This window comes from Pseudomonas putida (genome assembly GCF_028682635.1).
In the GTDB taxonomy this organism is placed as follows: Bacteria; Pseudomonadota; Gammaproteobacteria; order Pseudomonadales; family Pseudomonadaceae; genus Aquipseudomonas; species Aquipseudomonas putida_AE.
This window is the reverse complement of the sequence record NZ_JANHLK010000015.1, coordinates 34,213-48,134: the sequence shown is the minus strand read 5'-3', so window position 1 is coordinate 48,134 and position 13,922 is coordinate 34,213. Positions and strand designations below refer to the sequence as shown.

At 60.7% G+C, this 13,922-nt stretch carries 6 protein-coding genes; 2 read left to right on the top strand and 4 right to left on the bottom strand.

Annotation, left to right across the window (positions count from 1 at the left end; genetic code table 11):
* Positions 1-21: 21 nt before the first annotated feature.
* The 4 genes from NPS56_RS19065 to aceE form a co-directional block, all read right to left on the bottom strand.
* Complete coding sequence (locus NPS56_RS19065; protein ID WP_274076041.1) at positions 22-2,715, bottom strand: putative bifunctional diguanylate cyclase/phosphodiesterase; 2,694 nt, start codon at positions 2,713-2,715, stop codon at positions 22-24.
* Positions 2,716-2,979: 264 nt separating this feature from the next.
* A complete protein-coding gene (locus NPS56_RS19060) occupies positions 2,980-4,374 on the bottom strand; it encodes an alkaline phosphatase D family protein (RefSeq protein WP_274076132.1) in 1,395 nt (464 codons plus the stop codon).
* A 264-nt stretch (positions 4,375-4,638) separates the two neighbouring features.
* On the bottom strand, positions 4,639-6,600 hold the full coding sequence (gene aceF / locus NPS56_RS19055; protein WP_274076040.1) for a dihydrolipoyllysine-residue acetyltransferase: 1,962 nt from the start codon (positions 6,598-6,600) through the stop codon (positions 4,639-4,641).
* A gap of 11 nt (positions 6,601-6,611) precedes the next feature.
* Complete coding sequence (gene aceE / locus NPS56_RS19050; protein ID WP_274076039.1) at positions 6,612-9,257, bottom strand: pyruvate dehydrogenase (acetyl-transferring), homodimeric type; 2,646 nt, start codon at positions 9,255-9,257, stop codon at positions 6,612-6,614.
* A 383-nt stretch (positions 9,258-9,640) separates the two neighbouring features.
* Between aceE and glnE the strand changes: the two genes are divergently transcribed.
* Both glnE and waaF read left to right on the top strand, forming a co-directional pair.
* Entirely contained in the window at positions 9,641-12,580 is a 2,940-nt protein-coding gene (gene glnE, locus NPS56_RS19045) for a bifunctional [glutamate--ammonia ligase]-adenylyl-L-tyrosine phosphorylase/[glutamate--ammonia-ligase] adenylyltransferase (RefSeq protein WP_274076038.1), read from the top strand.
* A gap of 307 nt (positions 12,581-12,887) precedes the next feature.
* On the top strand, positions 12,888-13,922 hold the full coding sequence (gene waaF / locus NPS56_RS19040) for a lipopolysaccharide heptosyltransferase II (RefSeq protein WP_274076037.1): 1,035 nt from the start codon (positions 12,888-12,890) through the stop codon (positions 13,920-13,922).

Here is a 13,922-nt window from a genome sequence, read left to right as displayed (position 1 = left end):
TGCCCGAGTGTTGGCTCGCTGTCAGGCGATCGGGCCGCGCGGATAGCGTTTGAGCCTGTCGATCAGGTCGAGGCCCGGGATCGGTTTGTCGAACAGGTAGCCCTGGCCAACGTCGCAACGGTGGCGACGCAGGAAGGCCAACTGCTCGGCGGTCTCGATGCCTTCAGCCACGACCTTGAGCTTCAGGTTGTGGGCCATGGCGATCACCGCGGAGGTGATTTCCATGTCGTCCTGGTTATCCGGGATCTCGTGGATGAAGCTTCGATCGATCTTGATGATGTCGATGGGGAATTTTTTCAAGTAGCTGAGCGACGAGTAACCGGTGCCGAAGTCGTCCATCGCCAGGGTCAGGCCCAGGCGCTTGAGCTGGTCGAGCTGCAGGTGAGTGTCTTCGGTGGCTTCCAGCAGCAGGCCTTCGGTCAGTTCCAGCTCCAGCAGGCGCGACGGCAGCGCTTCTTCCTTGAGGATGTTGGCGATGGACGCCACCAGGTCCGGGTCGGAGAACTGCTTGGGTGACAGGTTGATGGCCACCTGCAGGTTGCCCAGGCCGGCGGCCGTCAGCGCCTTGCTCATGCGGCAGGCCTGGCGGGCGATCCATTTGCCGATCGGTATGATCAGGCCGGTTTCTTCCGCGACGCTGATGAACTGGTCTGGGCGGATCATGCCTTTTTCCGGGTGATTCCAGCGCAACAGCGCTTCCATCCCCAGCAGGCGTCCGCTGCGCAGGCAGAGCTTGGGTTGGTAGAACACGTCCAGTTCGTTCTGGGTCAGGGCGCGACGCAGGTTGTTTTCGACGAACAGCTTGTAGCTGGCCTCGGCGTTCAGGGCTTCGGTGAAGACCTGCACCTGATGTTTGCCGTTGGCCTTGGCCTTGTGCAGGGCCAGCCCGGCGTTGCGCATCAGGGTCTGCGGGTCGCGCCCATGCAAGGGGGCACAGGCCAGGCCGACCGAGCCGGTCACGCTGATCAGCTGGTTGTCGACGAACATCGGTTTGTCGAGGGTCGTGAGCAATTGGTTGGCGACCTGCTGCCCGAGTTCAAGGCCCGTGTTGTCCAGCAGCACCGCGAATTCGTTACTGGCAAACCGCGCCAGGCTACCACCCGGGTTGAGGCTGTTGCGCAGGCGCCGGGCCAGGCTGATCAGCAGCTTGTCGCCGGTCTGATGGCCGAGGCTGTCGTTGATCCGCTTGAAGTTGTCGATGTCGACCAGCAACAGGCTGATCGGCGCGTCGCTGTCGCGGGCGAAGCGTTCGTCGAGGTTGCGAATGAAGGCCGGGCGGTTGCCAAGGTTGGTCAGGTTGTCGGTATAGGCCAGGCGCTCGATGCGTTGCTGGGCGAGCTTGGTCTGGGTGATGTCTTCATAGATGCCGATGTAATGGGTCAGCTCGCGGTTGTCGCCATAGACCTTGGAGATCGACAGCTGGCCCCAGTAGGGTTCGAGGTTTTTGCGGCGGCTCTTGAACTCGCCCTGCCAGCTGTTGCTCTTGGCCAACGCGGAGGGCGCGTCGAACAGCAGTTCACTGAGGTTCTCCAGTGCCGGCAATTCCGCCAGGCGCTGGCCGTGGACTTCTTCGGTGGTGTACTGGGTAATCGCCGTGAAGCTCGGGTTGACGTACTCCACGATGCCATCGCAATTGACCAGCAAAAAGGCGTTGGCGCTTTGCTCGACCGCCCGCTGGAACAAATGCAGGGCGCTGGTGGCGGTGCGTCGGTTGTGATTGTTGATGACCTGGGCAAACTGATCCGCCAGCTCACCGGCGAAAGCGATTTCGTCCGACTGCCAGGCGCGGGTCGCACCGGTTTGTTCCAGGCACAACACGCCGACCACCTGGCCGTCGACACGGATGCTGGCATCGAGCATCGCATTGACATCCCGCGGGCGCAGGCTTTCGGCCATGTCCCGGGTGCGCGGGTCGCGCATGGCGTTGTGGGCATCGATGGCGCGGCCGGTATGCAGGGCGTCGAGGTAATCGGGGAATACGCTGACGTCGATCGGCGCCGGCAACAGGTATTCCTGGGTCGAGCGGTGATAGGCCGAGATGGGCGCCAGCATCGAGCCTTCCAGGTGCCACAGGCTGGCGCAGTCGATCTGGTAAATCTCGCAGGCGCTGCGCGTGATCAGTTCGGCGGCTTCCCGCAGGGAATTGTTGCTGCTGTAGCGCTGGCGGGTCAGCAGCAGGATCAGGTCCTGCTGGGCACGCGCCCGGTCCAGATGTTGCAGTTGTTCCTGCTGGGCGCGCTGGTTGAGCTCCAGGGCGATTTGCAGGCGCGAGTTCTGGGTTTCGAGGTCCAGCGCCGGCAGCAGCGGGTCATCCTCGAACAGGCCGTCAATGACCAGCAGGTAACCGCGCAACAGGTGTCGATTGTGTTGTTTGTAGGCTTCGCCCAGCTCCAGCAGGCTCAGCGAGCCAGAGGCGGTGTGCAGGGTGTAGCGGATCAGATAGTGCGTGCTTTCGCTCAACTGCGCCTGAATCGCATCGTGCAGCTGATAGCGAGCTTCCGGCTCCATCAGGCTGGCGTAGGGCGAGCCGACCAGGGCGCACAGCTCCACCGCCGGCAGGCCGAACTGGCGTTCGCAATTGGGGTCGAGAAACAGCAGCGCCCAGCTTGGTTCATTCAGCCGTTCGAAACGCAGCATGCCGAGCCGCGAGGGCACAGGCAGCTGCGTCACTACCTCGGCCACCATACGGCTGGCGGCATCGGGTTGGCTTTTCATGGAGGGAAACTCGCTTCGAATATGCTGATCGCGCCGGGCTCTCGCCCTCTTTACTGTTGCCTGCGGCAAGGTTGCATCATTGCGACACTGACTGACAAGAGAGATGAAGGCCAAGTGCTATAAGAATATGTCGGCAGCAGTGAAGATTTCTCCAGCGCACGACTGAAAGATTGTATTAGGCCGAAAGGTTCCCAGCCTTCGGCAGCTCTACAGGGGGGGTTGTGTACTCCTGTAGGAGCTGTCGAAGGCTGCGATCTTTTGCTTTTAACGCAGCAAAATACTGACCGCCTGTAACAGGCCGCCATCCCGGTCGTGATAGCGCACATGAACCTGCTCCGAATCGACGATCAGGTGCGCGAAGTTATCCTGGCTGATCACATCACTGGTCAGCGCGTGTCGGTAATCGCCCCCAGCGGTTCGGGCCAGGGGTTTATCGAGGATGAAGGTGGAGGCCTTGGCATAGGGCAGCAGCTTGCTGTTGCACAGGGGCGAGGAGACGATGGTATGCACTTCGAAGCTCGGGTCCGTGCTGTGGGTCAGACGGCTGGTCAATGAGCCGTGGACGTCGCCTGAAATGATGAAGACATTTTTGATGGCGTATGTGCGAATCGTTTCAAGCAGCCGTAGTCGTTGCGTGGGAAAGCCTTGCCAGGCGTCGTTGTCCGGGCGTTTGTTGTCGGGGTAGAACATGACGCTGGTGACCACGAATTTGACCCGGGCCGAACTGTTGATCAGCCACTCGCACAAGGCCTGCTCCTGCTCGATATCGAGGATGCGTCGGTCGTTGGCTGCAAGATTGCGTCGGGTACGGGTGTCGGTGACGAACCATTCGATATCACCGTCGGTGAACTGGTACCAGTATTTGTCCAGTTTTCGGTTGATTTGCCCATCGGCGCAGAGTTCGTATGCCGGGCCATGGCTGGCCTGGTACAACTCATAGGCGTTCATCGCATTGGCATATAGAAAGTCATCGGACTTGTTTCTGTTGGCTGGCCAATTGTCCTCGATCTCATGATCATCGAGGGTCATATAAGTTGGCAGGGCTGACATTAACTTTGCGATGTGTGGCTGTGAAAAGGCCACGCGATATTTGCGAAGAATATCCTTGAGTTCGCGGTCCGGGGCAATGAAGTTCAGATCATCGACGTAGATCTGGTCACCGGTCATCAACATTGCACTGACAGGCGGATCGGCCTGCTCGGCCAGTCTTGCTATTGACGCGAATATCCTGTCACCCAGATGCGGTTCGGCCGCAATGCCTGCGGTCAGCCGCAGATAGCGACAAGAGCCCGTGACATAGGCCTTGGGTTGTGCGGCCTGGCTCGAGCGGGTGCGCAGACGATGGATTTGCCGAGGCCACTGCAAGGGCAGTTCCTGGATTGTCTCTACAGAGGAAACAGGCTTGATCGGGTTGAACCAGCCGGCTTGATATTCATGCACGGTGTCGGCGGTCAGGTTGTTGAGAACCAGGACGGCGGACATGTCACGGGCTTTCTCGAGTTCGGCGAAAGTACCCTTTGACCAGTTCTCGTCACCGAGGCGCCGATAACGAATGCCGGCAAATGCACGTGCGTCTTTATTTGCCTCTCCACGCAAAAAGATGCGTGCGTGGTTAGTTGTGGTGTGGCCAATGATTGGCCCGACTGTAGGTTTAAACATGTTCGAATCCATTCGGTTGGTATTAACGAGCAATCGGCTTTAAATGGCCGTGCAAGCAGGCTAGTTATTTGGCCTTGAAAAATACCGGGCTGAAATGGACTCGACTTGTGGGGGATATCAGCCACAAATGTAGGACGTCATCTACTGAGTTAAAAAACGCTGGGCAAAAAAAGCCCCGCCAAATTGGCGGGGTTGAGGTACGAGCGTGGCGCTCGGAAAACGTGAAACGCGACAGGCCCTCCGGTAAGGGAGGGCCGGCCGGTGTTACAGCAGGATGGTGCGGATGTCCGCCAGCAGGTCGCTCAGACGCTTGGTGAAGCGTGCAGCAGCGGCGCCGTTGATCACACGGTGATCGTAGGACAGCGACAGCGGCAGCATCAGTTTCGGCTGGAAGGCTTTGCCGTCCCAGACTGGCTGGATGGTTGCCTTGGAAACACCGAGGATCGCCACTTCCGGCGCGTTGACGATCGGCGTGAAGCCGGTGCCGCCAATGTGCCCGAGGCTGGAAATGGTGAAGCAGGCGCCTTGCATCTCGTCCGACGAGAGCTTCTTGGTCCGGGCTTTTTCAGCCAGGGAAGCAGCTTCGGCAGCCAGTTGCAGCAGGCTCTTCTGGTCGACGTTCTTGATGACCGGTACCAGCAGGCCATCCGGAGTGTCGACGGCGAAGCCGATGTTCACGTATTTCTTGCGGATGATCGCTTTGCCGCTTGGCGCCAGCGAGCTGTTGAAGTCCGGCAGTTCCTTGAGCAGGTGCGCGCAGGACTTGAGCAGCAACGGCAGGATGGTCAGCTTGACGCCGGCCTTCTCTGCGACGGCTTTCTGGGCGGTACGGAACGCTTCCAGCTCGGTGATATCCGCCGAGTCGAATTGTGTCACGTGCGGCACGTTCAGCCAGCTGCGGTGCAGGTTGGCAGCGCCGACCTGCATCAGGCGGGTCATCGGCACTTCTTCGATTTCACCGAAGCGGCTGAAGTCCACGACCGGAATCGGCGGGATGCCCGCGCCACCGGTAGCGCCAGCAGCAGCGGCCGGTGCTTCCTTGGCCTTCTGCATCATGGCTTTGACGTAGACCTGCACGTCTTCCTTGAGGATGCGACCGTGCGGACCGCTGGCACCAACGGCGCTCAGCTCGACACCGAATTCGCGGGCCAGTTGACGCACGGCAGGGCCGGCGTGAACCTTGGCGCCAGGCCTGGCTGGAGCGGCAACCGGTGCGGCGGCGGCAGGTGCTGCAGCAGCAGGAGCCGCAGCGGCTGGCGCAGGAGTACTCGGCGCGGCAGCGGCAGGTGCCGCAGCAGCGGCCGGGGCAGCGCCTTTGACTTTCAGCTTGAGGATCAGGTCGCCGGTACCGACTTCGTCGTCCAGCTTGACGGAGACGCTCTCCACCACGCCAGCGGCAGGCGATGGAATTTCCATGCTCGCCTTGTCGGATTCCAGGGTGATCAGCGACTGGTCGGCTTCAACGGTGTCGCCGGCCTTGACCAACACTTCGATGATCTTGGCCTTGCCCGCCGAACCGATGTCCGGAACGTGGATGTCCTGGACGCTGTCGGCAACCGGAGCAGCCGGAGCGGCAGCGGCTGGCGCAGGAGCAGCGGCAGCAGGAGCGGCAGCCTGGGCCGGAGCGGCAGCAGCCGGTGCCGCAGCACCCGCCACTTCCAGGTCCAGGATCAGGTCGCCGGTGCCGACTTCGTCGTTGAGCTTGACGCTGATGGCCTTTACCACGCCAGCGGCAGGCGACGGGATTTCCATGCTGGCCTTGTCGGATTCCAGGGTGATCAGCGACTGATCAGCTGCGACGGTGTCGCCTACCTTGACCTGGATCTCGATGATCTGGGCCTTGCCCGACGAACCGATGTCCGGCACGTGCACTTGCTGAACCGAAGCGGCAGCAGGCGCAGCAGCAGGAGCGGCCGGCGCTGGTGCAGCGGCCGGTTTCTCTTCTGCTTTTGCAGCAGCAGGCGCAGCTGCAGCCGCAGGAGCAGCAGCGGCACCTTCGACTTCAAGCTCCAGCAACTCGTCGCCTTCTTTCAGGCGATCGCCCAGCTTCACTTTCAGGCTCTTGACGATACCGGCCTTCGGCGCAGGCACTTCCATGCTCGCCTTGTCCGATTCCAGCGTCAGGATGCTTTGCTCGGCTTCGATACGGTCGCCGACCTTCACAAACAGTTCAATTACTTCACCTTCACCGCTGCCGATGTCAGGTACGCGAATGAGTTCGCTCACAGAATCTCTCCTCAGCAGTCCAGTGGGTTGAGTTTTTCCGGGTTGATACCGAACTTCGCGATGGCTTCAGCCACGACCTTAGGTTCGATGTCACCACGGTCAGCCAGTGCTTCCAGGGCTGCCAACACCACGAAATGACGGTCAACTTCGAAGAAATGACGCAGTTTCTTGCGGCTGTCGCTGCGGCCGAAACCGTCGGTGCCCAGGACTTTGAATTCCTTGGACGGTACCCACTGACGGATCTGCTCGGCGAACAGCTTCATGTAGTCGGTCGAGGCAATGACCGGACCTTTACGGCCGTTCAGGCACTCTTCCACATAGCTCAGCTTAGGCTTCTGGCCAGGGTGCAGACGGTTGGTGCGCTCAACGGCCAGGCCGTCGCGACGCAGTTCGTTGAAGCTGGTGACGCTCCACACGTCGGCGCCGACGTTGAACTCTTCACGCAGGATCTTCGCCGCTTCACGGACTTCACGCAGGATGGTGCCGGAGCCCATCAGCTGGACGTGGTGCGCCGCTTCGCGGGTGTCTTCCTCGAGCAGGTACATGCCTTTCTTGATGCCTTCTTCGGCACCGGCCGGCATGGCTGGCTGCTGGTAGGACTCGTTCATCACGGTGATGTAGTAGAAGACGTCCTGTTGCTCTTCGGTCATCTTCTTCATGCCGTCCTGAATGATCACCGCCAGCTCGTAGCCGTAGGTTGGATCGTAGGTGCGGCAGTTCGGGATGGTCGCGGCCAGCAGGTGGCTGTGACCGTCTTCGTGTTGCAGGCCTTCACCGTTCAGGGTGGTACGGCCGGCGGTACCGCCGATCAGGAAGCCACGGGTACGGCTGTCGCCAGCTGCCCACGCGAGGTCGCCGATACGCTGGAAACCGAACATCGAGTAGAAGATGTAGAACGGCAGCATCGGCTGGTTGTGGCTGGAGTACGAAGTACCGGCAGCGATGAAGGAGCTCATGGCGCCCGCTTCGTTGATGCCTTCTTCGAGGATCTGGCCCTTCTTGTCTTCCTTGTAGAACATCACCTGGTCTTTATCGACTGGCTCGTAGAGCTGGCCGACGGACGAGTAGATGCCCAACTGACGGAACATGCCTTCCATACCGAAGGTACGGGCTTCGTCCGGGATGATCGGCACGATGCGCGGACCGATTTCCTTGTCCTTGACCAGTTGCGCGAGGATGCGCACGAAGGCCATGGTGGTGGAGATTTCACGGTCGCCCGAGCCGTCCAGGATAGCCTTGAGGGTATCCAGTGGCGGCGTCGGTACGCTGAAGCTTTGTGCGCGACGTTGTGGCACGAAACCGCCCAGTGCAGTGCGGCGCTCGCTCAGGTAGCGGGCTTCGGCGCTGTTTGGCTCCGGCTTGAAGAACGGCAGGTTTTCCAGCTCTTCATCTTTCACTGGAATGTCGAAGCGATCGCGGAACAGCTTCAGGCTTTCAACATCAACCTTCTTGGTGTTGTGCGCGGTGTTCTTCGCTTCGCCGGCACCGGTGCCATAACCCTTGATGGTCTTGGCCAGGATGACGGTCGGTTGTTCCTTGTGGTTGACCGCTTCGTGGTACGCCGCGTAGACCTTGTACGGGTCGTGGCCGCCACGGTTGAGTTTCCAGATCTCGTCATCGGACAGGTCTTCGACCATCGCCTTGAGTTCTGGCGTGTTGAAGAAGTGTTCACGCACGAACGCGCCGTCTTTGGCTTTGTAGTTCTGGTACTCGCCGTCGATGACTTCGTCCATGCGACGTTGCAGGATGCCGTCGACGTCCTTGGCCAGCAGTGGGTCCCAGAAACGGCCCCAGATGACTTTGGTCACGTTCCACTGGGCACCGCGGAACACGCCTTCGAGTTCCTGGATGATCTTGCCGTTGCCGCGAACCGGGCCGTCGAGGCGCTGCAGGTTGCAGTTGATGACGAAGATCAGGTTGTCCAGCTTCTCGCGGCCAGCCAGGGAGATCGCGCCCAGGGATTCCGGCTCGTCGCACTCGCCGTCGCCCAGGAAGCACCAGACTTTCTGCTTGCCGGCAGGAATGAAGCCACGGGCTTCCAGGTACTTCATGAAACGCGCCTGGTAGATCGCCTGGATCGGGCCCAGACCCATGGATACGGTCGGGAACTGCCAGAAGTCAGGCATCAGCCAAGGGTGCGGGTAGGACGACAGGCCCTGACCGTCCACTTCCTGACGGAAGTTGTTCATCTGGTCTTCGGAAATGCGGCCTTCCATGAACGCACGGGCGTAAACGCCTGGCGAGGTGTGGCCCTGGAAGTAGATCAGGTCGCCGCCGTGTTCGTCGGTCGGGGCCTGGAAGAAGTAGTTGAAGCCGATGTCATACAGGGTCGCACTGGAAGCGAAGCTGGAGATGTGACCGCCGAGGTCAGAATCTTTCAGGTTCGTACGCATTACCATGGCCATCGCGTTCCAGCGTACCAGCGAGCGAATGCGGCGTTCCATGAACAGGTCGCCAGGCATGCGTGCTTCGTGGGTTACCGGGATGGTGTTGCGGTAAGGCGTGGTGATGGCGTAAGGCAACTGCGAACCGCTGCGGGTTGCGAGTTCACCCATACGGGTCATCAGATAGTGAGCACGGTCTTCGCCTTCTTTGTCGAGAACCGATTCCAGGGCGTCCAGCCATTCCTGGGTTTCGACGGGATCGAGGTCTTGCATGGCTTGCTCCAGGGCGGAAAGGCTACCAGAATCGGTTGCCTGAGTTAGCGACTGGCCTTGTGGGCAGACGTTATGAATTCTTGGATTGCCGATAGGTTGGTCCGGCGGTGTGTAGTTTTACTACAAATCATCCGGCATTTCAGCCTTGCTAATGTATATACGAGTAGTAAAACTACAGATGAGCGGCTTGTGGCCCCCGGCTGCGTTGTGAGAATAATCGTTAAGGTTGGTATTTTGCCAACCGAAAAAGGTGAAAGCTTGATGTTCGCTGCCGATAAAAAAGAATTTTCAGCTATTTCTAACCTTTGTTCGACACTCCTTCAGGTAGTGGGTTTGCGAGATTCACTACATGCTGACCGTCACACGCCGATCAAGGATAGACCATGAGCCTGCCCCCGCTTGCCGACCTGCCCGCCATTCTGTTGCCGTTTGTCACTCGCGCCGAGCAGTCGTTCCGTACTGCCGTCGAGGCATTGGATGACGACCATCGCCTGTCCGCGTGGACACCTGAACGCTGGGCGCAATTTGCCCGCGTCACCGCTGCCAGCGACTTCGTCACTGAACAAAGCGTGCGTGATCCGCGGATGCTGCTGGAACTGGTGCAGTCCGGCGAGCTGGACCGAAGCTTTGCCTCCGGCGAGTTGTGCGCGCAAATTGCGGCAGCCGTGAACCTGGCCGAAACCGATGATCAACTCGGTCGGGCGTTGCGCCGCCAAAGGGCGCGCCACCAAGTGCGAATCATCTGGCGGGACCTGACCCGCCAGGCTGATCTGATCCAGACCTGCCGCGACCTTTCGGACATGGCTGACGCCAGCATCGATCAAGCCTATCAATGGCTATACGCGCGGCACTGTCAGCAGTTCGGCGTGCCGACCGGCCGCCGCAGCGGCGAGCCGCAGCAGATGGTCGTCCTTGGCATGGGCAAGCTCGGTGCCGTTGAGCTGAATCTGTCGTCGGATATCGACCTGATTTTCGCCTACCCCGAAGGCGGCGAAACGGTCGGCGTTAAACGCTCGCTGGATAACCAGGAATTCTTCATTCGTCTCGGCCAGCGCCTGATCAAGGCCCTGGACCCGATGACCGTCGACGGTTTCGTGTTCCGCGTCGACATGCGCCTGCGACCTTATGGATCGTCGGGCGCGCTGGTATTGAGTTTCAACGCGCTGGAGCAGTACTACCAGGACCAGGGTCGCGACTGGGAACGCTACGCGATGATCAAGTCGCGGGTGGTGGCCGGCGATCAAGTGGCCGGTGCGCAGCTGCAAGAGATGCTGCGCCCCTTCGTCTACCGGCGCTACCTGGACTTTTCCGCCATTGAAGCGCTGCGCACCATGAAGCAGCTGATCCAGCAGGAAGTGCGGCGCAAGGGCATGGCCGACAATATCAAGCTCGGCTCCGGTGGCATCCGTGAGGTGGAGTTCATCGCCCAGGCCTTCCAGCTGATTCATGGCGGTCGCGATCTGAGTCTGCAGCAGCGTCCATTATTAAAAGTGCTGAGTACGCTGGAGGGTCAAGGTTACCTGCCGCCAGCGGTGATCAGTGAACTGCGCGAAGGTTACGAATTTCTGCGTTATACCGAACACGCGATCCAGGCGATTGCCGATCGCCAGACGCAAATGCTGCCCGACGGTGTCCAGGACCAGGCGCGCATTGCCTTCATGCTGGGCTTCGCCGACTGGTCGGCGTTCCATGAGCAATTGATGTACTGGCGTGGCCGTGTGGCCTGGCATTTCGGTCAGGTGATCGCCGACCCCGATGAAGAGCAGGGTGCCGAAAGCGAAGTGGTGGTGGGCGGTGAATGGCTGCCGTTGTGGGAGGAAGCCCAGGATGAGGAAGCCGCCTGCCGTCAGTTGCAGGAGGGCGGCTTCCTTGATGCCAGCAAAGCATTGAAGGCCTTGGCCAACTTGCGTGGCAGCCCGCAGTTGCGCGCCATGCAGCGTCTGGGGCGCGAACGTCTCGATGCCTTTATTCCGCGCTTGCTGGCTCAGGCCGTAGAGCATGCCAATCCGGATCTGGTGCTGGAACGGGTATTGCCACTGGTGGAAGCCGTGGCGCGTCGTTCTGCCTACCTGGTGCTGTTGACCGAAAACCCCGGCGCACTGCGACGCTTGCTGACCCTGTGCGCGGCTAGCCCGTGGATCGCCGAACAGATCACCCGTTTTCCGCTGTTGCTCGACGAGTTGCTCAACGAAGGCCGATTGTTCAAACCGCCGTTGGCGCCGGAGTTGGCCGCCGAGTTGCGCGAACGCCTGACGCGGATTCCCGAGGACGACCTCGAGCAGCAAATGGAAGCCTTGCGTCATTTCAAGCTGGCGCACCGCTTGCGGGTCGCCGCTTCGGAAATCGCCGGCAGCCTGCCGTTGATGAAAGTCAGCGATTACCTGACCTGGCTCGCCGAAGCGATCCTGGAGCAAGTGCTGGCCCTGGCCTGGCGGCAAACGGTCGCCAAGTACGGCACACCGCTGCGCACCGATGGCACCTTGTGCGATCCCGGCTTCATCATTGTCGGTTATGGAAAAGTCGGTGGCCTGGAATTGGGGCATGGTTCGGACCTGGACCTGGTGTTCATCCATGATGGCGATCCACAGGCAGAAACCGACGGGCCGAAGTCGATCGATGGCGCGCAATTTTTCACCCGGCTGGGGCAGCGGATCATTCACTTGCTGACGGCGCAGACCAACTCCGGTCAGCTCTATGAAGTCGACATGCGCCTGCGGCCGTCCGGTGCATCGGGGCTGCTGGTGAGTTCGCTGGGGGCCTTTGCCCGCTATCAGGAAAATGAAGCCTGGACCTGGGAGCATCAGGCGCTGGTCAGGGCGCGGGTGCTGGTGGGGAGCGAGGATGTCGGTCGGGCGTTCGAGCAGGTTCGCGCGGCGATTCTGGGCAAGGCGCGCGACTTGCCGACCCTGCGCCAGGAGGTCAGCGAGATGCGCGCCAAGATGCGCGATAACCTGGGCAGCAAGAGTACCGCGGCCGGCACCGGGGCAAATGCCTTCGAGGCCACGGCGCCCTTCGACCTCAAGCAGGACGCCGGAGGTATCGTCGATATTGAATTTATGGTGCAATACGCGGCCCTGGCGTGGTCCGAAACACACCCGCCACTGCTGCGCTGGACGGACAACATCCGCATTCTGGAAGAGCTGGAGAAGGCAGGGCTGATGCCCGTCGAGGATGCCAGCCTGTTGCGTGAGGCTTATAAAGCCTACCGCTCCGCCGCCCACCGGCAGGCTTTGCAGAAGGATGCCGGGGTGATACCGGGCGACCAGTTCGCGGACGAGCGGCGACAGGTCATGCGGATCTGGCGTGAGCTGGGGCTAAGCTGAAACGCGCCTGTCGGAGCGACTGGATTCAAATGTGGGAGCGGGCTTGCTCGCGAAAGTGGAGTGTCAGGCAACATCAATGTTGGATGTGATGGCCCCTTCGCGAGCAAGCCCGCTCCCACAGTAGATCTGCAGTGTCATGCAGGTCGAGGTACACCAATACCCAATGTGGGAGCGAGCCTGCTCGCGATAGCGGAGTGACAGTCGACAGCAATGTTGGAGGTGATGACCCATCGCAAGCCGCCTTGCTCCCACAGTGATTCTCGAGGCGGGGAGGCGTAGGCCTCCCCGGTTCGTTTATGGAAACCACATGAAAATTCTGATCGTTGGGCCCAGTTGGGTCGGTGACATGGTGATGGCGCAGACACTGTTTCAGTGTCTCAAGCAACGCCACCCGCAATGCGAAATCGACGTGCTGGCCCCCGAGTGGAGCCGGCCGATTCTTGAGCGCATGCCCGAAGTTCGCCAGGCCTTGAGCTTTCCGCTCGGCCACGGTGCACTGGAACTGGCGACGCGTCGACGCATCGGAAAATCCCTGGGCGGCCAGTACGACCAGGCGATCCTGCTGCCCAATTCCCTGAAGTCGGCACTGGTGCCGTTCTTTGCCGGCATCCCCAAGCGCACCGGCTGGCGTGGCGAGTTCCGCTACGGCCTGCTCAACGATGTGCGCACGCTGGACAAAGAACGTTACCCACTGATGATCGAGCGCTTCATGGCCCTGGCCTATGAGCCGGGCGTTGAACTGCCCAAGCCTTACCCGCGCCCGAGCCTGCGGATCGATCCGGTGACTCGCGAGGCCGCATTGGCCAAGTTCGGCCTGGCCCTCGACCGTCCGGTGTTGGCCCTGTGCCCCGGTGCCGAGTTCGGCGAGTCCAAGCGCTGGCCGTCGGAGCACTACGCCAAAGTCGCCGAAGCGAAGATTCGCGAAGGCTGGCAAGTCTGGCTGTTTGGTTCGAAGAACGATCATGCCGTGGGTGAAGACATCCGTTCGCGGCTGATCCCCGGCTTGCGTGAAGAGTCGGTGAACCTCAGTGGCGGCACATCGTTGGCCGAGGCCATCGATTTGTTGTCCTGCGCCGATTCCGTGGTGTCCAACGATTCTGGCCTGATGCACGTTGCCGCTGCGCTGAACCGCCCGCTGGTGGCGGTCTACGGCTCGACGTCGCCGGGCTTCACGCCGCCGCTGGCCGAGCATGTCGAGATCGTGCGCCTGGGCATCGAATGCAGCCCATGCTTTGATCGCACATGCCGTTTCGGCCATTACAACTGCCTGCGCCAGCTGATGCCGCAAGCGGTGAACGAAGCCTTGCAGCGTTTGCAGGGCACTGTGGTCGAGGTCAAATAG